Annotated in this window: 25 protein-coding genes; 13 read left to right on the top strand and 12 right to left on the bottom strand. The window is 38.5% G+C overall.

The window, feature by feature from the left end; all coding sequences use genetic code 11:
* Positions 1-118: 118 nt before the first annotated feature.
* The 3 genes from CZ225_RS05165 to rprY all read left to right on the top strand — a co-directional run bounded on the left by CZ225_RS05165 (position 119) and on the right by rprY (position 4800).
* Positions 119-2275, top strand: a complete 2157-nt coding sequence (locus tag CZ225_RS05165) for an elongation factor G (protein ID WP_077153225.1) — start codon at positions 119-121, stop codon at positions 2273-2275.
* 265 nt (positions 2276-2540) lie between these two features.
* Positions 2541-4097: a sensor histidine kinase gene (locus CZ225_RS05170; RefSeq protein WP_077153226.1), complete on the top strand. Its 1557-nt coding sequence runs from the start codon at positions 2541-2543 to the stop codon at positions 4095-4097.
* Position 4098: 1 nt separating this feature from the next.
* Positions 4099-4800, top strand: a complete 702-nt coding sequence (gene rprY / locus CZ225_RS05175) for a response regulator transcription factor RprY (RefSeq protein WP_077153227.1) — start codon at positions 4099-4101, stop codon at positions 4798-4800.
* A 75-nt stretch (positions 4801-4875) separates the two neighbouring features.
* On the opposite strand, the gene CZ225_RS23850 is transcribed toward rprY, so the two are convergent.
* Both CZ225_RS23850 and CZ225_RS05180 read right to left on the bottom strand, forming a co-directional pair.
* Positions 4876-5052, bottom strand: a complete 177-nt coding sequence (locus CZ225_RS23850; protein WP_187367538.1) for a hypothetical protein — start codon at positions 5050-5052, stop codon at positions 4876-4878.
* A 172-nt stretch (positions 5053-5224) separates the two neighbouring features.
* Entirely contained in the window at positions 5225-5671 is a 447-nt protein-coding gene (locus tag CZ225_RS05180) for a MarR family winged helix-turn-helix transcriptional regulator (RefSeq protein WP_077153228.1), read from the bottom strand.
* 161 nt (positions 5672-5832) lie between these two features.
* Between CZ225_RS05180 and rpsF the strand changes: the two genes are divergently transcribed.
* The 3 genes from rpsF to rplI are packed head-to-tail and all read left to right on the top strand — an operon-like array spanning position 5833 to position 6910.
* Positions 5833-6177, top strand: a complete 345-nt coding sequence (rpsF, locus tag CZ225_RS05185) for a 30S ribosomal protein S6 (protein ID WP_077153229.1) — start codon at positions 5833-5835, stop codon at positions 6175-6177.
* A gap of 2 nt (positions 6178-6179) precedes the next feature.
* The gene (gene rpsR, locus CZ225_RS05190; protein ID WP_004307964.1) at positions 6180-6452 is read left to right on the top strand and encodes a 30S ribosomal protein S18; all 273 of its coding nucleotides are present in this window, start codon (positions 6180-6182) and stop codon (positions 6450-6452) included.
* Between the two features lie 14 nt (positions 6453-6466).
* Positions 6467-6910: a 50S ribosomal protein L9 gene (gene rplI, locus CZ225_RS05195; protein WP_077153230.1), complete on the top strand. Its 444-nt coding sequence runs from the start codon at positions 6467-6469 to the stop codon at positions 6908-6910.
* Between the two features lie 251 nt (positions 6911-7161).
* Here rplI and CZ225_RS05200 read toward each other — a convergent pair whose 3' ends face one another.
* Complete coding sequence (locus CZ225_RS05200; RefSeq protein ID WP_394334016.1) at positions 7162-9030, bottom strand: PAS domain-containing sensor histidine kinase; 1869 nt, start codon at positions 9028-9030, stop codon at positions 7162-7164.
* Positions 9031-9256: 226 nt separating this feature from the next.
* Here CZ225_RS05200 and CZ225_RS24840 point away from each other — a divergent pair, with 226 nt between their 5' ends.
* On the top strand, positions 9257-10471 hold the full coding sequence (locus tag CZ225_RS24840) for a serine/threonine protein kinase (RefSeq protein ID WP_077153231.1): 1215 nt from the start codon (positions 9257-9259) through the stop codon (positions 10469-10471).
* A gap of 152 nt (positions 10472-10623) precedes the next feature.
* On the opposite strand, the gene CZ225_RS23855 is transcribed toward CZ225_RS24840, so the two are convergent.
* Positions 10624-10872: a hypothetical protein gene (locus CZ225_RS23855; protein WP_077153232.1), complete on the bottom strand. Its 249-nt coding sequence runs from the start codon at positions 10870-10872 to the stop codon at positions 10624-10626.
* Positions 10873-11030: 158 nt separating this feature from the next.
* Positions 11031-12704, bottom strand: a complete 1674-nt coding sequence (locus CZ225_RS05220) for a long-chain fatty acid--CoA ligase (RefSeq protein WP_077153233.1) — start codon at positions 12702-12704, stop codon at positions 11031-11033.
* A gap of 109 nt (positions 12705-12813) precedes the next feature.
* Here CZ225_RS05220 and mtaB point away from each other — a divergent pair, with 109 nt between their 5' ends.
* Genes mtaB through CZ225_RS05240 form a run of 4 tightly spaced genes read left to right on the top strand, consistent with a single transcriptional unit; the run spans position 12814 to position 16586 of the window.
* Entirely contained in the window at positions 12814-14130 is a 1317-nt protein-coding gene (gene mtaB / locus CZ225_RS05225) for a tRNA (N(6)-L-threonylcarbamoyladenosine(37)-C(2))-methylthiotransferase MtaB (RefSeq protein ID WP_077153234.1), read from the top strand.
* A gap of 4 nt (positions 14131-14134) precedes the next feature.
* Complete coding sequence (locus CZ225_RS05230; protein ID WP_077153235.1) at positions 14135-15028, top strand: lysophospholipid acyltransferase family protein; 894 nt, start codon at positions 14135-14137, stop codon at positions 15026-15028.
* Between the two features lie 3 nt (positions 15029-15031).
* Positions 15032-16060: a glycosyltransferase family 2 protein gene (locus CZ225_RS05235; RefSeq protein ID WP_077153236.1), complete on the top strand. Its 1029-nt coding sequence runs from the start codon at positions 15032-15034 to the stop codon at positions 16058-16060.
* 4 nt (positions 16061-16064) lie between these two features.
* Positions 16065-16586 (top strand): methylglyoxal synthase, encoded by a 522-nt coding sequence (locus CZ225_RS05240; protein WP_077153237.1) that lies wholly within the window; start codon positions 16065-16067, stop codon positions 16584-16586.
* Between the two features lie 204 nt (positions 16587-16790).
* Here the strand turns inward: CZ225_RS05240 and CZ225_RS05245 are convergent, their stop codons facing one another.
* Complete coding sequence (locus CZ225_RS05245; RefSeq protein WP_077153238.1) at positions 16791-17150, bottom strand: hypothetical protein; 360 nt, start codon at positions 17148-17150, stop codon at positions 16791-16793.
* 232 nt (positions 17151-17382) lie between these two features.
* Positions 17383-18057: an inorganic diphosphatase gene (locus CZ225_RS05250; RefSeq protein WP_077153239.1), complete on the bottom strand. Its 675-nt coding sequence runs from the start codon at positions 18055-18057 to the stop codon at positions 17383-17385.
* Between the two features lie 265 nt (positions 18058-18322).
* Here CZ225_RS05250 and CZ225_RS05255 point away from each other — a divergent pair, with 265 nt between their 5' ends.
* Entirely contained in the window at positions 18323-18826 is a 504-nt protein-coding gene (locus tag CZ225_RS05255) for a DUF5035 domain-containing protein (RefSeq protein ID WP_077153240.1), read from the top strand.
* Positions 18827-18930: 104 nt separating this feature from the next.
* Here CZ225_RS05255 and CZ225_RS05260 read toward each other — a convergent pair whose 3' ends face one another.
* The 3 genes from CZ225_RS05260 to lysS form a co-directional block, all read right to left on the bottom strand.
* Positions 18931-20268: a glucose-6-phosphate isomerase gene (locus CZ225_RS05260; protein ID WP_077153241.1), complete on the bottom strand. Its 1338-nt coding sequence runs from the start codon at positions 20266-20268 to the stop codon at positions 18931-18933.
* A 39-nt stretch (positions 20269-20307) separates the two neighbouring features.
* Positions 20308-21303 carry an NAD(P)H-dependent glycerol-3-phosphate dehydrogenase gene (locus CZ225_RS05265; RefSeq protein ID WP_025074476.1) on the bottom strand — a complete coding sequence of 332 codons (996 nt, stop codon included), beginning with the start codon at positions 21301-21303 and terminating at the stop codon, positions 20308-20310.
* 90 nt (positions 21304-21393) lie between these two features.
* Positions 21394-23124, bottom strand: coding sequence for a lysine--tRNA ligase (gene lysS, locus CZ225_RS05270; protein ID WP_077153242.1), 1731 nt, complete (start codon positions 23122-23124; stop codon positions 21394-21396).
* Positions 23125-23199: 75 nt separating this feature from the next.
* Between lysS and CZ225_RS05275 the strand changes: the two genes are divergently transcribed.
* Entirely contained in the window at positions 23200-24582 is a 1383-nt protein-coding gene (locus CZ225_RS05275) for an MATE family efflux transporter (RefSeq protein ID WP_077153243.1), read from the top strand.
* Between the two features lie 48 nt (positions 24583-24630).
* Here the strand turns inward: CZ225_RS05275 and CZ225_RS05280 are convergent, their stop codons facing one another.
* Both CZ225_RS05280 and CZ225_RS05285 read right to left on the bottom strand, forming a co-directional pair.
* Positions 24631-24882 (bottom strand): DUF4248 domain-containing protein, encoded by a 252-nt coding sequence (locus CZ225_RS05280; protein WP_077153244.1) that lies wholly within the window; start codon positions 24880-24882, stop codon positions 24631-24633.
* A 131-nt stretch (positions 24883-25013) separates the two neighbouring features.
* Complete coding sequence (locus CZ225_RS05285) at positions 25014-25487, bottom strand: HU family DNA-binding protein (protein ID WP_077153245.1); 474 nt, start codon at positions 25485-25487, stop codon at positions 25014-25016.
* Between the last annotated feature and the right edge of the window lie 104 nt (positions 25488-25591).

The raw sequence follows: 25591 nt of genomic DNA on the forward strand, positions 1-25591 counted from the left end.
ATTGTTTAGTAACACTGACATAAAACTTGCTTTTCCCCTAATTAATCCCTAATTTGCGGCTCACTAAATTAATGGTATGTGAGAAACATACTGAGTAATTATTTAAATCTTATATATTATGAAGGTATATCAGACTAATGAAATTAAGAACATAGCCTTATTGGGAAGTTCTGGCTCTGGGAAAACCACTCTCGTGGAAGCAATGCTTTTCGAGAGTGGTGTTATAAAACGTCGCGGATCTATTGCCGCAAAAAACACTGTTAGTGATTATTTCCCTGTTGAACAAGAGTATGGTTACTCTGTTTTCTCTACCGTTCTTCATGTAGAATGGAACAATAAAAAGCTTAATATTATAGACTGTCCGGGTTCGGACGACTTTGTAGGCAGTACTGTAACTGCACTGAATGTGACCGACACGGCAATTCTTCTTATCAACGGCCAATACGGGGTCGAAGTCGGTACACAAAATCATTTCCGATATACTGAAAAACTGAATAAACCCGTCATTTTCCTCGTTAATCAACTTGATAATGAGAAATGCGATTATGATAATGTTCTGGAACAACTCAAGGAGGCTTATGGGTCGAAAGTCGTTCCTATTCAATATCCAATTTCTACAGGACCTAATTTTAATGCACTGGTTGATGTCCTGTTGATGAAGAAATATTCATGGAAACCTGAAGGTGGTGCTCCAATCATCGAAGATATTCCCGCTGAAGAAATGGATAAAGCGATGGAAATGCACAAAGCATTGGTTGAAGCAGCTGCTGAAAATGATGAAGGTTTAATGGAGAAATTCTTCGAACAAGATTCTTTGTCAGAGGATGAAATGCGTGAGGGGATTCGTAAAGGGTTAATTGCAAGAGGAATGTTCCCTGTATTCTGTGTGTGCGGAGGCAAAGATATGGGTGTCCGCCGTTTAATGGAATTTTTAGGTAATGTGGTACCTTTTGTTTCTGAAATGCCGAAGGTGCAAAATACAGATGGCAAGGAAGTAGCTCCGGATTCTAATGGACCTGAATCTCTTTATTTCTTTAAAACGAGTGTAGAACCGCATATTGGTGAAGTTTCTTACTTTAAGGTAATGAGCGGAAAAGTGCGCGAAGGTGATGACTTATTGAATGCTGACCGCGGTTCAAAAGAACGTATCGCACAAATTTATGTGGTTGCAGGTGGTAACCGTGTTAAAGTGGAAGAACTACAAGCAGGTGATATTGGTGCTGCTGTGAAACTGAAAGATGTGAAGACTGGTAATACATTGGACGGTAAAGATTGCGATTATAAGTTTAACTTTATTAAGTATCCGAATTCGAAATATTCACGTGCCATCAAACCGGTAAACGAGGCTGATGTGGAAAAGATGATGACTATCTTGAATCGTATGCGTGAGGAAGATCCGACTTGGATAATAGAGCAATCGAAAGAATTGAAACAAACGTTGGTTCATGGCCAGGGAGAGTTCCATCTCCGTACGTTGAAATGGCGTTTGGAAAATAATGAGAAACTTCTGGTTAAATATGAAGAACCAAAGATCCCTTATCGCGAAACTATTACGAAAGCTTCACGAGCCGATTACCGTCACAAAAAACAATCCGGTGGTGCCGGTCAGTTCGGTGAAGTGCATCTGATTGTCGAACCATATAAAGAAGGTATGCCCATACCGGAGATTTATAAATTCAATGGGCAGGAATTTAAGATTAATGTAAAAGGAAAAGAAGAAATCCCATTGGAATGGGGTGGCAAACTGGTATTTATCAATAGTATCGTAGGTGGATCGATTGATGCACGTTTTATGCCTGCCATCTTAAAAGGTATTATGTCTCGTATGGAACAGGGACCATTGACTGGATCGTATGCACGCGATGTACGGGTTATTGTGTATGATGGTAAGATGCATCCGGTAGATTCTAATGAAATCTCATTTATGTTGGCGGGACGTAATGCATTTAGTGAAGCTTTCAAAAATGCTGGTCCGAAGATTTTGGAACCTATTTATGATGTAGAAGTATTTGTTCCGTCAGATAAGATGGGTGATGTAATGGGAGACCTTCAGGGACGTCGTGCTATGATTATGGGTATGAGTAGTGAGAAAGGTTTTGAAAAACTAATCGCTAAAGTTCCATTGAAAGAAATGTCCTCCTATTCTACGGCTCTTAGTTCACTCACTGGTGGACGTGCTTCATTTATAATGAAATTCTCAAGTTATGAACTTGTTCCGACAGATGTCCAGGACAAGTTAATTAAAGATTTTGAAGCTAAGCAAACTGAGGAATAACTAGTAATTCTCGTGATAATGTTAAAATCGCTGTCTTTTTTAAGTAAAAGGCAGCGGTTTTTGTTTAACTATGATTAATAAAGATGGAAATTCCGGAGGGAATGATTTAATTTTTTATTAAATTTGCAAACCAAAGTGCTGTTTTTTTTGTTGTAGTCATCAGAATACTACTTAAATAGCTTCTTTCGGTTAATTTACGAGAACTTCCGGTTAAATCAAGTTAATGAGTTAGGAGTGTTAATTAGGGAGTGTTAATTTTGTTGCTATGAAAAAGTCGACAATTTGGATATTAGGTATAGTGATGGGGCTTTCATTCCTAAGCTTACTGTATTTGCAAGTAAGCTATATAGAGGAAATGATAAAAACCCGGAAAGGACAATTTGATTCTGCTGTACGTAACAGTTTGAGTCAGGTTTCTAAAGATGTGGAGTTTGCTGAGACGCAGCGGTGGCTGATTGAAGATATATCTGAAACGGAAAGAAAAGCCTTGACTGCCAATAGTTCTTCTATGCAGCAAGATAGTCCGCGTCAGCAAGTGCATGGTTTTACGATGAAATCTCAGGATGGGAAAGAGATTTCGGGTTTTAGGATAAATATAATCACTAACAAACCGTCAGAGTTACCGAAAGCATTGATCTCTCCTTACCGGGGAACGAAAACAATTCCGGAAACTTCGAGGTCGTTAGCAGAAGCGATACAGAATCGATTTGTATATCAGCGAGGATTGATCGATGAGGTGGCGTTGCAGATGATTTATCAGGCTAGTGACAGGGCAATAGGAGATAGAGTTAGATTTAGGGATTTGGATGATTATCTCAAATTGAGCTTTTTCAATAATGCTATAGAGTTGCCTTATCATTTTTCTGTCATTGACAGAGATGGAAGAGAAGTATATCGTTGTGCGGATTATGATCCAAAAGGTAGTGATGAATCTTATCAACAAGTGTTGTTCACAAATGATCCGCCTGCAAAGATGAGTATATTAAAAGTGCATTTCCCTGGTAGGAAGGATTACATCTTCGGCTCTATCAATTTTATGATTCCGTCGTTGATATTTACTTTAGTATTGCTGGTGACTTTCATCTTTACTATTTATATTGTATTCCGCCAAAAGAAACTGACGGAGATGAAAAATGATTTTATCAACAATATGACGCATGAGTTTAAGACTCCGATATCGACCATTTCATTGGCGGCACAGATGTTGAAAGACCCTGCGGTAGGTAAATCTCCACAGATGTTCCAACATATTTCTGGAGTTATTAATGATGAAACGAAACGCTTGCGTTTTCAAGTAGAGAAAGTGTTGCAGATGTCAATGTTTGATAGACAGAAAGCAACCTTGAAAATGAAAGAAATTGATGCGAATGAATTGATAACGGGAGTGATTAATACCTTTGCTCTGAAAGTAGAACGATATAATGGCAAGATCACATCGAACCTTGAGGCTACCGATCCTGTTATATTTGCAGATGAAATGCATATTACAAATGTTATTTTCAATCTGATGGATAATGCGGTGAAATATAAGAAGCCGGAAGAGGATTTGGAGTTGAATGTAAAGACATGGAATGAACCGGGTAAACTGATGATTTCGATACAGGATAATGGTATTGGTATCAAGAAGGAGAACCTGAAGAAGATATTTGAGAAGTTCTATCGCGTGCATACGGGTAATCTGCACGATGTAAAAGGTTTCGGCTTGGGTTTGGCTTATGTGAAAAAGATAATTATGGATCATAAGGGGACCATACGGGCAGAAAGCGACGTGAATATTGGAACTAAATTTATTATTGCATTACCTTTATTAAAAAATAATTGATATGGACGAGAAACTGCGTATTTTATTATGCGAAGATGATGAAAATCTTGGCATGCTTTTAAGAGAATATTTACAGGCAAAAGGTTACTCTGCTGAGTTGTATCCTGATGGTGAAGCTGGTTACAAGGCTTTCCTGAAGAATAAGTATGACTTATGCGTGTTTGACGTGATGATGCCTAAGAAGGATGGTTTCACTTTGGCGCAGGATGTTCGTGCCGCCAATGCTGAGATTCCTATTATCTTCCTGACTGCGAAAACGCTGAAAGAAGATATCTTGGAAGGTTTTAAGATTGGCGCGGATGATTATATCACCAAACCATTCAGCATGGAAGAGCTGACATTCCGAATTGAAGCGATCCTGAGACGTGTTCGTGGAAAAAAGAATAAAGAAAGTAATATCTATAAAATCGGTAAGTTTACTTTCGATACCCAAAAACAGATTTTGGCTACAGAAGGTAGACAGACAAAACTGACTACCAAGGAATCTGAACTTTTGGGATTGCTTTGTGCTCATGCTAACGAGATTCTGCAACGTGACTTTGCATTGAAGACTATCTGGATTGATGATAACTATTTCAATGCCCGCAGTATGGATGTGTATATTACGAAATTACGTAAACACTTGAAAGAAGATGATTCAATCGAGATTATCAATATTCATGGAAAAGGCTATAAGCTAATCACTCCGGAAGTTGAATCGTAATGAATTTCTTGATAATTGGCAATAAAAAATCCCGGGAACAGTCGTACCTGGGATTTTTTATTGATTTTCACGAATTTAATCAGTGATCCTCTTATTGATAACAATATAAGAGATAAGTCCTAACACAACGAATACAGCCGATGTGCCCAAAACGGCGTTGTTGTTTACATTTCCTGTAATTGAACAAGCCAGTAAGATGACTACTCCGATCAAGATTAAAATCAATCCCAGATTCTTTAATAAGTCTTTCATGTGTGTGTATTTAACAGTTTATTATTTAGTTATTTATTATCTATTGGATACTAGATTGTATAATAGTTACAAATTAAAGCATAATTCTTCAACGGGCGAAATAAATTAGGTGAAAAATCCATTATTGAGACAGATTTAGTGGATTTTAGGAATTAGATAATTCGTTTTAAGCTTAATCTTTCGTATTATAGAAGACCTTTTTTAGTACTTCTTGTCCAATACTTAACTCTTCAAGAGTAATGCCTTGGAGTGCTTCTTTCAGAGTTTGTCCAACAATAATTCGTGCTTTTTCTTCCAGCTCTTTTCCATCTTTAGTCAAGTGAATGAGGTTAGTACGACGATCTCTTTTGTCCGAAATGCGTACTACCAAATGCTGTCGTTCCATGTTGTCTATCAAGCGGGTCATACTAGGTTTGTCTTTAAAAGTTGCATTACACAACTCTTGTTGGGTAACGCCATCTTTTTCCCATAGAAAGATTAGCACTGTCCATTGCTCAGGACTGATTTCCAGCCCATTCTGACGGAAATTACGATATAATTTCCGATTGATGGCAGCGGAAACTTTGCCATTAAGTATGGCAAATATAAGTCGGATATCGAAGTTGAATTGCTCTATCATGAAATTATTGTTTAAACAACCTTGCAAAGGTAAACTACTTATTGGATAATTCCTATATTCAGGTATAAAAAAAGATTAAATGTTTGTAGTTCAAAATAAAATGTCTAACTTTGCACCCGCAATTTTAAATCATAAATAATTTATTTATTAATTAAACGAGTATGAATCAATACGAAACCGTTTTCATTTTAACTCCCGTTTTGTCTGATGTTCAGATGAAGGAAGCGGTAGAAAAATTCAAAGGCATTCTTCAAGAAGAAGGTGCTGAGATTATCAATGAAGAGAACTGGGGACTAAAGAAATTGGCTTATCCAATTGAAAAGAAGTCTACAGGTTTCTATCAACTGATTGAGTTCAATGCAGATCCTACTGTAATTGACAAGTTGGAACTAAATTTCCGTCGTGATGAACGTGTAATCCGTTTCTTGACTTTCAGAATGGATAAGTACGCTGCAGAATATGCTGCTAAGAGAAGAAGTGTTAAATCAAACAAAAAGGAGGATTAATCATGGCACAACAAGTTCAATCAGAAATCAGATATTTAACTCCGCCCTCAGTAGACGTTAAAAAGAAAAAATACTGCCGTTTCAAAAAGAGTGGTATTAAGTACATTGACTACAAAGATCCTGAATTCTTGAAGAAATTCTTGAATGAGCAGGGGAAAATCCTTCCGCGTCGTATCACTGGTACTTCTTTGAAGTTCCAACGTCGTATTGCGCAGGCTGTGAAGAGAGCTCGTCACTTGGCATTGTTGCCATATGTAACTGACATGATGAAATAAGAAGGAGGAAAAGTATGGAAATTATATTAAAAGAAGACGTAGTAAACTTGGGTTATAAGAATGATATCGTAAACGTTAAATCTGGTTACGGTCGTAATTATTTAATCCCGACAGGAAAAGCTGTCATCGCTTCTCCTTCTGCAAAGAAAATGTTGGCTGAAGAACTGAAACAACGTGCTCACAAACTTGAGAAAATTAAGAAAGATGCTGAGGCTATGGCTGCTAAGTTGGAAGGTGTTTCTTTGACTATTGCAACTAAGGTTAGCTCAACTGGTACGATCTTCGGTTCTGTTGGTAACATTCAGATTGCTGAAGCTTTGGCTAAATTGGGTCACGAAGTAGACAGAAAGATTATCGTTGTAAAAGACGCTGTGAAAGAAGTTGGCAATTATAAAGCTATCGTAAAATTGCATAAGGAAGTTTCTGTAGAAGTTCCTTTTGAGGTAGTAGCTGAATAATTCTTTGTTATAAATATTGTTAGAGCGGCTTATCCAAACAAGATAAGCCGCTCTTCTTTTATTCTACAACATAATTTTTGTATCAAATTCCTGTTTTTTCGGTGTTAAATTCTCTAAACTTTGTTGTTATGTATCTTTAAACTTTAGATTGTGGTCAATTAAATGGAGTGATACTTGTTATGTTGCTTTTTGATGATTCTGAGTTAGTTGTGAATGGTTATTTACTATTAAATAAATGGGCTTTTCCTTATTTAATAATTGTTCTCTAACGGATGTGTAAACCAAAAACAGGAACCTTTTCCGAATTCAGATTCCACACCAATTTCTCCTCCCAGTTGAGTGATGATGCTTTGGCAAATAGAAAGTCCTAATCCTGTGCCGGGTATGAAACTGCTGAGCTTTACGAAACGGTTGAATACTGTCGCTTGCTTATCCTGTTGGATCCCTATTCCGGTATCGGTGACAGAGAACTTAACGAAATGATCCTGAAGCTTATAATCTATAATTATACTTCCTTTATCGGTGAATTTTAGAGCATTTGTAATAAAATTTAATAGTACCTGCTGGAGCCTGTTTTTATCGCTGGTAAAATACAAGTCGGGGAGGCAGGTGGCAAGATGAAGGTTGACCCCAGGTTTAGCTTTCATTTTCATCATTTCTTCGAGTTCTATGCAAATCTGTCGGGCATTTACTTTTTCTCGCGTCATTTCGATGGTTCCGGCTTCTATTTTGGATAGATCGAGGATATCTGAAATCAGTTGAAGCAAGAGTTTGTTGTTTTCTTCGATAATGCTGATATATTGTTGCTTTTCAAAACTGTCAGTAGTTTCTTGAAGTAGGCTTGAAAAACCCACAATTGCGTTGAGTGGCGTACGTATTTCATGACTCATATTAGCTAGAAAAGCTGATTTCAATCGGTCTGATTCTTCTGCTTTTTCTTTAGATTGGATCAACATCTGTTCAGTCTCTTTTAGTTTGGTAATGTCGTAATTGATACAGAGCATTTCAATTACATTGTCTTGAGGTCGATAACTTCTTACCATCACATTAATTCGCGTCCATGTGTAATGCCCGTCTTCCCTAAGAATACGGACATCGCGGCTCAATTTTGTGGCGTTTCCATTTACTACCTGATCTAGAAATGCGAGTATGACAGCGCGGTCTTCTGGATGGAAATGTCCGTGTACGCCGATAATTTCAGGTAATGGAGTTCCTTCTATTTCTCCTACATTTCTGTACCAGCTTCTCAACGCGTATCCATCTCGGCTAAGAGCATCAAAATACGCATAGCCAACTTTTGCATAATCGCCAACAAGATCGAAAAAGTTTTCAAATTCTTGAATTTTGTTGTAGGCAATCGTATTTTCTGTTTTATCCATATTGATGAGTAGATAGTTGATAGGCATCTGGCTGTTATCGTATAGGGTAGTGATTCGGGTCATTAAATCAATACTTCCGTTGCTCATTTGAGACTTATAATATTCACTTATCATGGAATATTTATATTGGAATGAGAAATCAGCATCTTTGTGCGTTCTTATCATTTCTTTGATTTCTTCTGAAAATACAGGATTGTCGAATATGTTAATTCCTAGAACATCTTCTTTATGATTTATATGGAACATTTCCATATCCTTGATATTTAAGTCTATTAAATGTCCTTCTTTATCATATAATTCGATACCTACCGGTAAATTCTTATAGATATTGTGTAAAATGCGTTCGCTGTTTTGCAGGGCTTGATAGGCTGAAGCCAAATGAGCTCCATCCTGTGTTTCGGCAATACCATATACTTTAGTGTTTCCTTCTTCATCAATTTCTTGATAACAAACTTTGCTTCGGAGCCATATATTTCCATTAAGAGTATTGATAAGGTATACTTCTTCAGTGGTTTGTTGTATAGTATTGCTAAAAAAAGGAGTTGCATGAAGCTGGTCTTCCTTTAGGATACGTTTGTTAAAGTCCTCAAAGCTAATGGTCCCTTCTTCGCCAAGTCCAAGAAGATCTGAAATGTATTCTGAGCATACATAACTTTCTGTGTTTAAATTTGCTTCCCACCATCCTATTTTGCCCTTATTCATAAGTTTTTGGAAGAAGTTGCTATCAGTTTGTCTTTTCATGTTCGAAGAAATGTTATAAGAAACATAAATTCTGTAAATGTAATAAATTCAATCGGATTAATGCTAATAAATACTCATTATTAGGTGTTACTAGTTTAAAATGTTGCTGATTAAAGAAGTGTTGCATATGGGAAAGATAATATATTGAGGATTTAAAAAAAATAAAAAAAATAGTTATCTTTGTAACATTAGATATCAAAGTTGAATTTTATTTGATTGATACATAATGGAAATAACACATTTACAACCGGGGGCTTTCTTGCAAAAAAGAAAATATCAGATAGAATCTGTATTGGGGCAAGGAGGATTTGGAATAACTTATGTCGGCATTCAAACTGGATTAAATCGCAAAGTTGCTATAAAAGAATTCTATATGAAGGAGTTCTGTAACCGTGATTCTACAACAAGGACTGTCACTGTGGGATCAGAAGGTAGCCGTGATTTAATAGAACGGTTTCGAGATAAATTCATTAAAGAAGCACAGACGATAGCCGGTTTGGATAATTCACACATTATCCGTATCTATGATATTTTTGAAGAGAACAATACAGCATATTATGTGATGGAATATCTGAGCGGTGGATCTTTGAAGGATTTAGTGGATAGAGAAGGGGCATTGTCTGAAAAGAAGGCCTTGGAATATATCTATCAGATTGCTGATGCTTTAAATTATATTCATTTGCATAAAGTGTTACATCTGGACATTAAGCCGGCAAATATATTATTAGGTAATAATGGAATTGTTTTGATTGATTTTGGAATATCTAAACGATATGATGAAGAGGGTGGACAGACAAGCTCTACTCCGGTTGGTAAAAGTGAGGGGTATGCACCTTTAGAACAGTATAAGCAAGGGGGCGTGCAAAATTTCTCACCTAGTACGGATATTTATTCATTAGGAGCCACTTTTTACTACTTGCTGACTGGACAGAGACCTCCGAGTGTTGGGGATATTACTGAAAATGGCCTTCCGCTTTTACCTAATTATATTTCAAAGGGAACGGTGAAAGCTATAAACGGGGCGATGCAAATACGTCGTGCGGATAGACCACAAAGCATAGGTGAATTTTTGAGAATACTAAATTCTCCGAATCGTTCGGATGCATCATTATCCGATGATACGGATGATACGATAGTACTAGGTGCGAATAAGGTTGATGATGTAAAAGTTGTGAAGCCTGTATCTGTAGGGAATAATAATGAATCTAATGGTGGAAATACAGTCTGGAAATATCTAATAGGCATTGTTGCTGTTCTTTTTTTTATTTTCCTCGTTGTTAAGATAGGAGGAGGAAGTAATAATGCTGAAATGAGAGCTAGGACCTTGGCGGCAGATTCCATTCGTATTGCAGATTCAATAGCGGCAGCGATTGCTGAAGCCGAAGCGGCTGAATTTGCTGACACTACTGTTGTATGGAGTGATTCTGCAGCCGTATATTAATGAATATCAGTAAATTGAAAAAACGATAAATCCATGTGGATGTAAAAAGGGATTTGTTGACTTCTTAATTTAATAAAATGATAAAGATATAAAAAAAGTCTGTGCATGCTTTGCATGTCAGACTTTCAATTCTCTCTAGATTCGCTTAAAAATTATTCTGCTTTAGCAGCTTCTTCTGTTTCAGTTGCAGCTTTTGCATCATCACCTACTTCCACTGTAGGGGTATCTACTTTCTCTGCTTCTATTACTGGTGCTTCTTCTACTGCACTTTGTGCTGCAGCGATAGAGTCAGCGATACGGATAGAATCCTGTTGAGCTTTCTGAGCGTCAGCTGCTTTGTTTCCACATGATGCGAATGATACTGCTGCGATAGCTACTGCCATCAAAACTAATTTTTTCATTTTCTTTGCTTTTTAAAACGTAATACAATCAATTGCTTTATTAAAACGCTGCAAAGGTATGTACTTTTTCTATATGTTGTTCTCGAAAACCCAACTTTTTTTATGTTTTTTTTTGAAGATTGGCACTTTTCTTACTTAATTCCATGTTTTACAACATATTAATTTACTGCAATGCTGTTATAAAGATATCTTTTGATACTACGTTTGGGAGTCTTCTCAAACTCAGTGGGATAGAGTTGAATCTGGCTGATCTTTTCGTAAGCTGCTACACTGTTATTAAGATTCTTGAGATTCTCATCCATTATTGTTTTTAAGTTATCTGGGTTGTTGAGTCCAAGTGAATCTAAAGCTTCATAATCTGCATAGACTAGCGCAACTAATTTTTTATTTCGTTCGATGACAAGGCTTTCAAGAATGAACGGTAGGTTATTAAGTTTTGCTTCCAACTCCTCGGGAAAGATATTCTGACCATTTGAACTTAAAATCATACTTTTAAGACGGCCACGAATGAAAATATTTCCACAGGCATCTATTGTTCCGAGGTCGCCTGTACGTAACCATCCATCTTCAGTGAAGACGTCTTCGGTAGCTTCTTGATTTTTGTAATATCCCACCATTACATTTTCTCCTCTAACTTGAATTTCTCCAATTTCAACTTCTGGGTTCTCCTTATATATACGTGCTTCCATAATATCCAGTATTTTTCCAGAAGAACCTAGCACAAATTCATTCCAAGGGGCGTAACTAATAAGTGGTCCACATTCTGTCATCCCATATCCGATAGTAAATGGAAATTTAATTCTATAGAAGAACTCTTCCACTTCTTCGTTCATGGCTGCACCGCCGATGATGATTTCTTTGAAACGTCCTCCCAAAGCATCAATCAGTCTTTTGCGTATTTGATTATAGATTTGGGTGTCAAGTAAAGGGATATTCAAAGCCCATTTCATCCCTTTTTTGTTGATGAGGGGCTGGATGATATTCTTATATATTTTCTCGATTACTAGCGGGACAGTAATGATAAGGTTCGGTTTTACTTCTTCGAAAGCTTTCATGATAATCTTAGGCGAAGGTGTCTTTCCGAGCAGGGTAACATGTGTACCGACAGCTGTTGCAGTGAGGAAGTCGAAAGCACAACCATAGGCATGGGCTAATGGAAGGAAGGAGAGGACTTTATCTCCTCTCTTCAGCAATTCTGTTCGAATGCCGAAAGTAACGTTACCGGCAAGGTTGTTTCCGGTCAACATAACTCCTTTGCTGAAACCTGTTGTCCCGGAAGTATAGTTCAGGAGCATTACTTTGTCATTAGACAAGGTGGTATATTGCACATCATCGCGAGTAAAACCTTTCGGGTAAGTGGTGTGCATCTCTCTATCGAGATTCTTCATGAACTTCTGTATTGTTTCTCCATCGCGTTGATAAAGGCAGCGAAAATCTGTAAGGGAGAAAACTCCGCGAAGTCCCGTTAGCTTTTCTTCCTCCAGGTTTTCCCAGATACTGTCACTAGTAAACAAGAAAATAGATTCGGAATGATTAACGATATGATGAACATCATTCGGAGTAAAATCTTGTAGAATAGGAACTACAATTGCACCATAAGTGATTGTAGCCATATAGGCTATGCACCAGTGAGCGTTATTCTTCCCAATTATGGAGATCTTATCTCCTCTGCGGAGACTACAATGTTTAAATAATAGATGCAGGCGAGCGATTTTCTCTGCTACTTCCCCGTAGGTATATTGGGTGTTTTCTCCGTAATCGGTGTAACAAGGTAAATCCCAGTTTTCACGAAAACTATTCTCGTATAATTTAATGAAATTCTCTTTAATCATTGCACGTTTTTTAGTGAATTGTGCAAAAATAGGAATAAACTTTTGTATCCTAAAGTGTTTTACTAATAATAATGTGTAACTTTGCATCAAATATGCGTTAAAACAGAATATGATAGATACCACTGTATTTCAAAATAAGACAGCCGTATATTATACATTAGGCTGTAAATTGAATTTTTCAGAGACTTCAACTATCGGTAAAATCCTGCGGGAGGCAGGAGTCCGGACTGCGCGTAAAGGGGAAAAAGCGGATATTTGTGTCGTCAATACTTGTTCGGTGACAGAGGTGGCAGATAAGAAATGCCGTCAAGCTATTCATCGGTTGGTGAAACAACATCCTGATGCTTTTGTGGTAGTAACAGGGTGTTATGCACAGTTGAAACCAGGTGATGTGGCAAAGATAAAAGGAGTAGATGTGGTGTTGGGTGCTGAACAGAAAAATGATTTGTTACAGTATTTGGGTGACCTGCATAAACATGAACAAGGAGAAACAATAACTACCATAACTAAAGATATTCGTTCGTTTGCACCGTCTTGTTCGAGAGGGGATCGTACCCGCTTTTTTTTAAAGGTACAGGATGGATGTGATTATTACTGTTCATATTGTACTATACCTTTTGCACGAGGACGTAGCCGTAATGGTACTGTTGCTTCAATGGTGGAACAGGCAAAGCAGGCGGCTACCGAAGGTGGAAAGGAGATCGTATTGACCGGAGTGAATATCGGTGATTTTGGTAAAACTACCGGTGAGACTTTTTTCGATTTGGTAAAAGCATTAGATCAGGTAGAAGGAATCGAACGTTATCGTATCTCTTCTATTGAACCCAATTTGCTGACAGACGAGATTATAGAATTTGTGTCTCAGTCTCGTAGATTTATGCCTCATTTTCATATTCCGTTACAATCTGGATGCGATGAAGTACTGAGGTTGATGCGTCGTCGTTATGATACAGCTCTTTTTGCTTCAAAAGTGAAGAAAATTAAAGAAATTATGCCGGATGCTTTTATTGGTGTGGATGTGATTGTGGGCACTCGCGGTGAAACAGAAACGTATTTTGAGCAGGCTTACAGATTTATAGCAGAGTTGGATGTGACCCAGTTGCATGTGTTTAGTTATTCCGAACGTCCGGGGACACAGGCTTTGAAGATTGAACATATTGTTTCGCCGGAAGAGAAACATCAGCGTAGTCAGCGTTTATTGAATCTTTCGGATGAAAAGACGCAAGCTTTTTATGCCAGACATATTGGACAGGCAATGTCTGTGTTGATGGAAAAATCGAAGGTGGGTAATCCGATGCATGGATTTACAGAGAACTATATCCGTGTGGAAGTGGAAACAGACAACTCTTTGGACAATCAAGTTCTTTCTGTTCGTCTGGGTGATTTTAATAAGGATAAGACAGCACTTAAAGGTACAATTCTATAGGATTATGAAATCTAGGCTTATCTATTGGTTGGTATATGCCGTAATGTGGTTGTTTTCAGCCCTTCCGTTCAAAGTATTATATATGCTTTCGGATTTCAACTATTGGTTAATGTATTATATCGGAAGATATCGTCGGAAAGTGGTTAGGGAAAATCTGAAAAAGTCTTTTCCGGATAAAAGTGATCCAGAACGGTTACAGATAGAACGTAAGTTTTATAGGTATCTTTCTGATTATATGCTTGAGGATTTGAAAATGCTGCATATGTCAGCGGAGGATCTTTACCGGAGAATGACTTATAAGAATACGGAGCAATACCTTGAATTGACTGAGAAATATGGAGGGATCATAGTGATGATTCCGCATTATGCCAATTATGAATGGTTGATCGGTATGGGAGCCATTATGAAACCGGGAGATGTGCCGATGCAAGTATATAAGCCTCTGAGAGATAAATATCTGAATGAATTGTTTAAACGGATACGTTCTCGTTTTGGAGGCTACAACATTCCGAAGCATTCTACTGCACGTGAGATTATCAAATTGAAGCGTGAAGGAAAGAAAATGGTGGTGGGGTTGATTACCGACCAATGGCCTAGCGGAAGTGAAAAGTACTGGACAACTTTTTTAGGACAGGAAACAGCTTTTCTGAATGGGGCAGAACGTATTGCTAAAATGATGAATTTCCCTGTTTTTTATTGTGAACTAACAAAAACACGTAGAGGATTTTGCGAGGCGGAGTTTAAGTTAATGACAGAAAACCCAAAAGAAACTGCCGAAGGAGAAATCACAGAAATGTTTGCCCATTGTTTGGAACAGACGCTCCGTCGGGAGCCTGCTTATTGGTTATGGTCTCATAAACGTTGGAAAGCTTCGAAAGCAGAATGTGAAAGGAACTAGAAAATGAAAGTATCAGTTGTCATTTTGAATTGGAATGGATGCGATATGCTTCGTACTTTTCTTCCATCCGTCGTCCGGTATTCAGAGGGAGAAGGGATTGAAGTATGTGTGGCTGATAATGGTTCTACCGATGCTTCGGTGGATATGCTTCAGAAAGAATTTCCATCTATTAAACTGATCTTACTGGAACAGAATCATGGTTTTGCCGATGGTTATAATTGGGCTTTGCAGCAAGTGGAAGCAGAATATGTGGTTCTTTTAAATTCTGATGTTGAAGTGACTGAGCGTTGGCTTGAGCCGCTGATTGATTATTTGGATAATCATCCGGAGATTGCAGCTTGCCAACCGAAAATACGTAGCCAACGACAAAAAGAATATTTTGAGTATGCCGGAGCGGCAGGTGGGTTTATAGATAAATATGGTTATCCTTTCTGTCGTGGACGTATCATGGATGTAGTTGAGAAAGATAAAGGTCAGTATGATACGGTAATCCCTGTTTTCTGGGCTACGGGTGCAGCATTGTTTATTCGTCGTGCTGATTATCTGGAAGCAGGTGGGCTTGACGGACGCTTTTTTGCTCACATGGAAGAAATTGATTTGTGTTGGCGTCTACGTTCTCGTGGTCGGGAGATTGTGTGCATTCCTCAAAGTGTAGTTTATCATGTAGGGGGGGCTACCCTGAAAAAAGATAATCCTCGTAAAACTTTTCTCAATTTTCGTAATAATCTTGTCATGCTTTATAAAAATCTTCCGGAAACGGAGTTGAATAAAGTAATGTGTATTCGTGCATGGCTCGACTATGTGGCAGCACTTACTTTTTTGCTGAAAGGTCAGCTGGATAATGCTCGTGCAGTGATGCAGGCACGGAAAGAATATAAACGTAACCGTTCTTCCTTTTCCTCATCTCGTGAAGAGAATCTGAGAAAAACTTTCTTGAATCCGATACCTGAACAAATAAAAAGTAGTATCTTGTGGCAGTTTTATGTGAGAGGATGCAAGCGTTTCTCTCAATTGTCTGATTTAAAAGGATAACATAATGGAACCAAAAGTTAGAAGAGGCATCGGGCTGGTCGCACATGATGCTATGAAGAAAGATCTCATTGAATGGGTTTTGTGGAATTCAGAATTATTGATGGGGCATAAATTCTATTGTACAGGTACTACGGGTACTCTAATTTTAGAAGCGTTGAAAGAGAAACATCCGGATGTAGAGTGGGATTTTACTATTTTGAAGTCAGGTCCTCTGGGAGGTGATCAGCAGATAGGTTCACGTATTGTTGAAGGGCAAATCGATTATCTTTTCTTTTTTACAGACCCGATGACGCTGCAACCGCATGACACGGATGTGAAAGCATTGACTCGTTTGGCAGGTGTGGAAAATATCGTTTTCTGCTGTAACCGTTCAACGGCAGATCATATTATTTCCAGTCCGTTGTTTATGGATCCTACGTATGAGCGTAGTCATCCGGATTATTCCGGTTATACGAAACGATTCCAGGGTAAACCTGTGGTGACGGAAGCTGTAGAATCTGTAAATAAAAAGAGGAAGAAGAAATAAATCCTGTTTCGGAAAAGTAGAAGAAGAGAGTATTGGTTAGATAAACACTGTTGAGGAGTGTGTCGAAACCCTCATAAATTAAGGATCACCCTTGCTACAACTATTTGTGGCGAGGGTGATCTCGTTGAATGGGGAGTTTTGGGTACATCCCCTTTTCATCTTTCTATATATAATTGTTAATGTGTTGTCAATGAGAGTATCGTATTAATACGTTCGTATTCCAGAACTTGTGTTTTCTTCTTTCTTTTCTGTATTCTTTCTTTTGTTATGACAGTTATCATCATATATATAATAATGACTATCCATCTTAACTACCTTATCATCAATAAGCCATACTTTTACGACTTTGTCAGCAGCACCAAGTTTGTAAGAGTAAAACTCCAGAGATTCACCTTTATCATCAAAATTTCGAAATTCAGGTTCACCCAAAATCGCTATGACTTCTTTTGAGGACATTCCTTGTTGTACTTTATTGAGCCTTTTATAGCTAATTTGGCTCGTACTACAGCTACTGAATACTACTATAAATAGTAGTAAAGATAGAATGATCTGAAACTTTTTCATAATAGGTATAGTTTTATGGTTTTTGTTACTACAAATGTAGGACGGGAAAACTCCTCATGCAAATGGATCTTTCTATTTACTAATAGGGATTTCCCTATTAGTAAATAGAAATAAAATCTATGTTTGTATGTTTCTTGCCTTTATTTATCACATAAGGCTCACATAATATCTATTGAGAAGATTTATTAGTGGATCAAGGTCGGATAGTCTAGTCTAAGAGTCTCTGCGTTATTTATAAATCCAGATTATCCCAAGTATCGCAAAGAGCTTGCATAGATGGTAACAATAAATCAGCCCCTGAATCCAGCAAGACTTGTCCATCCAGAGGACCCGTATTTACTGCGATAGTGAAGATTCCAGCTTTGTGTCCGGCCTCCACTCCCAAGGGTGCATTTTCTACTACAACAGCTTCGCTGGCTTTTATACCTCCCTTCTTTAGAGCCATCAAATAGGGCTCTGGATCAGGCTTTCCGTATTTAACATCGAATGCTGTAACCATCAACTCTTTATGGAACATTCCCGGAAAGTTATGTTCCAATCTCTCAAGCAATGAAAGCTGGCCGGAGCCTGTTACTACCATTGTGATTAGCCCTTCACTTTTGATTTTTTTCAGCAATTCCCATGCACCGGGCATACGTTCTGCTTCCGGATGAGTATTAAACAGAATACTTTTTTCTTTGTATATTTTTTCTATCTCCTCTTGGGAAGCTTCTCTTCCCAATTCGCGTTGAAATACAATGTTTATCGTAGCGGCACCTGTTCGTCCTTCATGCATATATGCCTCTTCACGACTGAGATTGAGACCATGTGATTTCATTACCTGATGCCAAGCTTCGGAGTGGTAAGGCATGGAATTAAAAAGTACACCGTCCATATCGAATAGGACGGCTTTTATCTTTTTTCTCATAATTTCTGATTAGATGAAAATCTGGTAATATTTATTTGTTTTTCAATATTTCTTCCAGTTCGGGTACAGTGACAACCACCTCATATTGAGTATCGGACTGGTTGCCAATATATCTATGCAAAGATAGACATAAAAAATGAAAGATCGGGTAGAACAGAGCAATAAGAGTGCTATAAGTAAGGGTTTTGGAGGATAATTTAGGTGATTATTTGCCGTTTTGAAGATTATATGTATTTTTGTAGTCTAATAAAAAACTTTCCATAGCATGAAGAAGAAAGCATTATTTCTGTTGCCATTGTTTTTTTACGCTTGCTCTGATAGTGGGGAAAGTCCTGTTATCGAAATTCAAAAGCTGTATATAAACGTAGATCCGAAGGCAGAAGAAACAGCGAAAGAAAACTATGCAAACCGAATGGACGAAATTCCTGCTTTAAAAGTAGGTGATAAAATAGAAGCATTCCTGTCGTTGGATGGTAACGGAGCTGAACTTAAAAGTTTTAGACTTCAGAATGATGCTGAAGTAAAGACGGAACTTCATTATAAAAAAACAGAAGTTTCTACAGAGGGAAATCTGACGGATGCAGAAAAGGGGCAGTTACGTTTTAAAGACGGAGTGACAAAAACAAATGTACTGGTACAGGGTACTGTTGAAAAGGTCGAATCTAACGGAGATGTACAATTAACTTTCTATCTGTCGTCAAAAGCGGAATGTGAAGGTGCTCAGGAAATGATTGGTCTAAAAATAAAAGAAGATAAAAAAGACGAATAATAAGTTTTAAAAAGCGTCTGATAAATTATAAATGATGAACGGTGAACAACTATGCGGACTGCATGATGTTCACCGTTCATTGTGTTTATACGTTTACTGTTAAATTACAGTTTTGCCTGAATCGCTTTTGATTCTTCCTCGTATCCTGGTTTGTTGAGTAATGCAAACATATTCTTTTTGTAAGCTTCAACACCCGGTTGGTTGAATGGATTTACTTCCAATAGATAACCGCTGATACCGCAAGCCTTTTCGAAGAAATACAGCAATTCACCAATATTGTATTCGCTCAATTCAGGGAGAACGATGCGCATATTAGGAACACCACCATCTACGTGAGCCAACTGAGTTCCCAATTCTGCCATCTTGTTTACTTCGTCTACCCGTTTTCCGGCAAGGAAGTTCAGGCCATCCAGATTTGCTTCGTCAAAAGGTACTTCCAATTTATGATTTACCTTTTCTACGGAGATTACAGTTTCGAAAATCGTACGTTCACCTTCCTGAATCCATTGTCCCATAGAGTGAAGGTCTGTAGAGAAATCTACAGATGCAGGGAAAATGCCTTTGTTATCTTTACCTTCAGATTCTCCGTATAACTGTTTCCACCATTCGCTTACATAGTGAAGTTTCGGGCAGAAGTTTACTAAGATTTCAATCTTCTTACCGTTCTTGTACAGTTCGTTACGAGTTGCCGCATAAATCGCAGCAGGGTTCTTATCAAACGGAACGTCACAACCACAAGCTTTTTCCATTTCAGCAGCACCGGCCACCAATTTTTCAATGTCGAATCCGGCAACTGCGATTGGCAACAAACCAACCGGAGTCAATACCGAGAAACGTCCGCCCACGTTGTCGGGGATAATGAAAGTCTTGTAACCTTCTTTGTCGGCAGTAACACGTGCAGCACCTTTCTTAGCATCTGTGATAGCTACAATAACCTTCTTGGCAGTCTCTTTACCGCGTTGGTCTTCGCATTGTTTTTTCAGCAGACGGAAAGCGAGTGCAGTTTCGGTAGTAGTACCTGATTTAGAGATATTGATAACACCGAATTTCTTGTCTTTCAGATATTCAGTAAGTTCAAATAGATAATCTTCACTGATGTTGTGTCCGGCATAAATCATGATAGGAGCCGTTTTCTTTTCCTGCAACCAAGTGAAGCTGTTAGACAATGCTTCGATTACGGCACGTGCACCCAAATAACTACCGCCAATACCGGCAACAATGACTACTTCACAATTATCTTTCAATACTTGTGCTGTAGCTTTCAAGTCAGCCAGATGTTCTTTGCTGATAGAAGAAGGAAGATGCAGCCATCCTAAGAAATCATTTCCTTTTCCTGTTCCTTTTTCCAACATTTCTTGTGCGGCTTTTACCTCAGCTTCGTAGGCGAAAACCTTTTCTTTGGAGATGAATCCAAAAGTTTTTTCAATATTCAAGCTAATCATAGTTATATTTATTTAGTAGTGACTACTACTTTATTATTGTCATCTAAAAGAATCTGTTAGCAATTTTATCTCGATCATCGGTGAGATTCGTTCATACAAGATATTATAAACAGCGTCCAAAATCGGCATATTGACATGATGATGTTTGTTGATCTCCTTGATACATTTTGTACCATAGTAACCTTCTGCAATCATTTCCATTTCAATTTGCGCACTCTTTACCGAATATCCTTTGCCGATCATAGAACCAAACGTCCGGTTGCGGCTAAAGTTAGAATAACCCGTTACCAGCAAATCTCCCAGATAAACAGAGTCATCTACATTTCTGTTCAACGGATGAACGGTATTTAGGAAACGATTCATTTCCTGAATGGCATTTGATATTAATACTGCCTGAAAGTTATCTCCGTATTTCAAACCACTACAAATACCGGCAGCAATCGCATATACGTTTTTCAAAACCGAACTGTATTCTATTCCTGCTACGTCGTCGCTTACAGAAGTCTTGATGAAACTGCTTCCCAGACGGCGACCGAAAATACGGGCCTTGTCTTTATCCGGGCAAGCAATAGTCAGATAAGAAAGGCGTTCAAGTGCTACTTCCTCCGCATGGCATGGTCCTGCCAATACAGCAATATTTTCTGGTGGTACACCATATTCCTTAGTGAAGTATTCCGATACGATTACGTTGTCATCGGGTACGATTCCTTTGATAGCGGTGATAATGAATTTATCCTTGATCTTCGTCTTCAACTTTTTCAGATGCGCTTTCAGATAAGGAGAGGGGGTGACGAAAATCAGCGTATCCGATTCCTTCACAATATCATTGATATTAGAACTGAAATTGATACGCTTCATGTCAAACTTCACACCTGTCAGATAGGCCGGATTGTGTCCCAATCTCTTAAAATCAGCAATGCGGTCATCTCGTCGCATATACCAATTAATAGAATCTTCCTGAGCCAGACACATTTTTGCGATTGCTGTAGCCCAGCTTCCTCCGCCCATTATCGCTATCTTACCGGGTAGTTTCATTTCTATGAATTAAGAATTTAAGAATGAAGAATGAAGAATTGTGAATGAAAAACCGGAGCGATTCTTCATACTCAATTCTTCATACTCAATTTATTTAAGTTTATTAATCCATTCGGTTACTTCATTCACGGTTGGATTGGTCAATTCTAGTTTATACTTCTTATTGATACCGCAAATGTCTTGATGCAGCTTTTGTGGATTAACATCCTTCATGTCTTCTACTGTGTTGTAACCGGCTTTCTGGATAACCTGAACCCAGTCTTCTGCGATACCCAGTTCCATATATTTAGCGGCAGAATCTTTCTTTACTACTTTCTCCGGACGCATTTGCGGGAAGAACAATACTTCCTGAATAGTAGTCTGTCCCGTCATCAACATAACCAAACGGTCAATACCTATACCGATACCTGATGTCGGAGGCATACCATATTGCAAAGCACGTAAGAAATCCTGGTCGATAATCATAGCTTCGTCATCTCCCTTGTCAGCCAGGCGCATCTGCTCTTTGAAACGTTCTTCCTGATCGAGCGGATCATTTAACTCAGAATAAGCATTTGCAAGTTCTTTACCATTCACCATTAGTTCGAAACGTTCGGTCAATCCCGGTTTGGAACGGTGCATCTTGGTTAATGGAGACATTTCAACAGGATAATCGGTAATGAAAGTAGGTTGGATATAAGTACCTTCACAGAATTCACCGAAGATTTCGTCAATCAGTTTGCCCTTACCCATGGTCTCGTCAATCTCCTCCATTTTAAGTTCCTTACAGATCTGACGGATCTCTTCTTCGTTTTTGCCATTCAGGTCATATCCGGTTTTTTCTTTAATTGCATCCAAGATAGGAAGGCGGCGATATGGAGCTTTAAAATTGATGGTCTTTCCGTCGATAACGCTTTCCGTACTTCCGTTCACAGCAATACAAATACGTTCCAACAGTTTTTCTGTGAAATCCATCATCCAGTTATAGTCCTTATACTGTACGTAAAGTTCCATACAAGTAAATTCCGGATTATGGTTCTTGTCCATACCTTCATTACGGAAATTCTTTCCTATTTCATAGACACCTTCAAAGCCACCTACAATGAGGCGTTTCAGGTAAAGCTCAGTTGCAATACGCAGATAAAGGTCTACATCCAATGAATTATGGTGAGTGATAAACGGACGTGCACTTGCTCCACCGGCAATAGATTGCAGAATAGGAGTTTCTACTTCCGTATAGCCCGCTTCATCTAATGCTTTACGTATCGTTTTCACTACAGTAGCACGTTTTTCGAATGTTTCTTTAATACCATCATTAACGATCAGATCGACATATCGTTGGCGGTAGCGGAGTTCCGGATCTTCAAAAGAGTCGTAAGCAACCCCGTCTTTGTATTTTACAATCGGTAGCGGTTTGATAGACTTGGCAAGAACAGTCAGTTTCTTTGCATGGATACTGATCTCACCCATTTGTGTGCGGAACACAAAACCTTCGATACCGATAAAGTCACCTAAGTCGAGCAGGCGTTTGAACACCGAGTTGTACATTTCCTTATCTTCTCCCGGACAGATATCGTCACGTGTGATATACACCTGGATACGTCCTTTAGAATCCTGTAATTCGATGAACGAAGCTTTACCCATCACACGACGGCTCATAATACGACCCGCTACAGAAACCTGGCGCGGTTCTTCTTCGTCTTTGAATTCAGATTTTATGTCCGTAGAGAAAGCATTGGTTACATACTCTGCAGCAGGGTAGGGTTCAACTCCCATTGCACGAAGTTCATTCAAACTATTACGTCGAATGATTTCCTGTTCACTTAGTTCTAATATATTCATTTCGTTACGTATTAACTCAATTTTGGAGGCAAAAATACGAAACTTTTCTCATATATCCTGTAATCTGTCTCTTTTTTGTATCTTTGCAGCTTCAAAGTAATAGGTATGACAGGACAAAAGACACCCACTGCGCTGGGTACAGAAAAGATCGGAAAGCTTTTAATGCAGTATGCTATTCCGGCAATTATCGCCATGACAGCATCTTCTCTTTATAACATGGTAGATAGTATTTTCATTGGGCATGGTGTGGGAGCAATGGCTATTTCCGGGTTGGCTTTGACTTTCCCGCTAATGAATCTTGCCGCAGCTTTCGGTTCATTGGTAGGTGTGGGAGCAGCTACACTGGTTTCGGTGAAACTGGGGCAGAAGGATTATGACACTGCCCAGCGGGTATTAGGAAATGTGTTAGTTTTGAATATCATTATAGGATTGGCATTTACCGTACTGGCCCTTATTTTTCTTGATCCGATTCTTTATTTTTTTGGTGGAAGTGAGGCTACAGTTGGATATGCGCGCGATTATATGGTGGTGATATTGCTTGGTAACGTAGTCACACACCTTTATCTGGGATTAAACGCAGTACTGCGTTCTGCCGGCCATCCTCAGAAGGCGATGTATGCGACGATTGCTACAGTAGTCATTAATACCATTCTCGATCCTCTTTTTATTTATGGTTTCGGTTGGGGAATACAGGGAGCAGCTATTGCTACTATTACAGCACAGGTGATTGCATTAGGTTGGCAGTTTAAGTTATTCAGTAATAAAGAAGAACTATTGCATTTTCACCGAGGGATATTCCGGTTGAAAAAGAAAATCGTATTTGATTCTTTAGCGATAGGTATGGCTCCTTTTTTAATGAATTTGGCTGCCTGTTTTATTGTTATTCTTATCAATAAAGGACTGAAACAATATGGAGGAGATTTGGCAATTGGAGCTTTTGGCATAGTCAATCGGTTGGTCTTTCTGTTTGTTATGATTGTGATGGGCTTGAATCAGGGAATGCAGCCGATTGCCGGTTATAATTTTGGAGCACGGCAATATACGCGTGTGACAAGAGTACTGAAAATAACAATTTATGCGGCAACGGCAATTACTACTACCGGTTTCCTAATGGGAATGCTGATTCCCAATCTGGCAGTCTCTATTTTTACTACTGATGAAGAGTTGATTCGTATTTCCACGAAAGGGTTACGTATTGTGGTAATGTTCTTTCCGATTGTTGGTTTTCAGATGGTGACTTCTAACTTCTTTCAAAGTATTGGTATGGCAAGTAAAGCGATCTTCTTATCCGTTTCGCGTCAGGTCCTTATTTTGATTCCTTGTTTATTGATCTTACCTCAATTCTATGGGCAAGAAGGTGTGTGGATGAGTATGCCTATTTCTGACTTAATTGCGAGTTTGATTGCAGGAATTATGCTGTGGTGGCAGTTCCGTCAATTCAAAAAGGATACTGTTTGAGTTTCACTCTATAATAAGTTTTACTTTATGCAGACACTCCGGGCATTCTTAAGGAATGTCCAGAATACTGGTTATGATTCTGACCTGTAAAGGGGTAAAGGTACGGGTGCGTGTATTGTAACCGGTTGCCACGAGCCGGGTGTACAACTCCTTGTTTTTTTTGATCCATTTGGTAAGCATCCGGATGGCGCATCGTGGTGTAATATTCGGATTGTAAAGACAGGCTAATTCTTTTTTCTTGTAGGTTTTGATAATAAACGGTTTTTCTTCTTCTTCGTATTCGTAAATAGCTGAATTCATATTGATTTTTGTTTAAGTTAATAGACAGTAAAGATACAACATTTTTGAGGCGTTGTCAAGTGTTTGACAATATAGTTTGCGAAAAACAGTATCCGCCCGAAGGCGGATGCCGTTTTTGCATTGTTCATTGATTATAGAGTCGGGTCTGGAGACTCTCCGTTATCATCACCCGGATTCGGAGTCGGATCAGTATCTTCGGGAATCATCGTTCCGTCATTAGACACAACTAACTTTTGAATGCTGACTTTATTCAGCATATCTTTGAACTTATATCCCGGAGTGAAAACGATTCTTACCCTGCGAATGGTATCGCTGTCCACCTCTTTGGCCGTATCCTGGCTTTCACAATTCATTCCCGGACGGAAACAACCGAAATCGCCTAACTGAACGGAGATTCCTTTATTAAGGTTCATGTTCAGGGTATCAATGAGCGCATCGAGTACAAACTTGACTGCTCCGCTGGGAACTAGTCCTATCTTGGTGATTTCATCACACAGGGTTTTAAAATCCACTGTATTGGTAATCACATTCTGAGCTACATACTTTTCAGTTTTAGTTTTATCAAAACCGAAGGTTCTTTTTTTAATGACGTATTTTAATGACATAATCCTGTTTTTTAAATGAATACTTTTAATTAACATATCTCTTTGTGATCACGATGCAAAGATATAACAGCCGGTTACCGGAGAGGTGCTTTAATGACGTTCAA

The sequence above is a fragment of the Bacteroides bouchesdurhonensis genome, from assembly GCF_900155865.1.
GTDB classification, from domain to species: Bacteria; Bacteroidota; Bacteroidia; order Bacteroidales; family Bacteroidaceae; genus Bacteroides; species Bacteroides bouchesdurhonensis.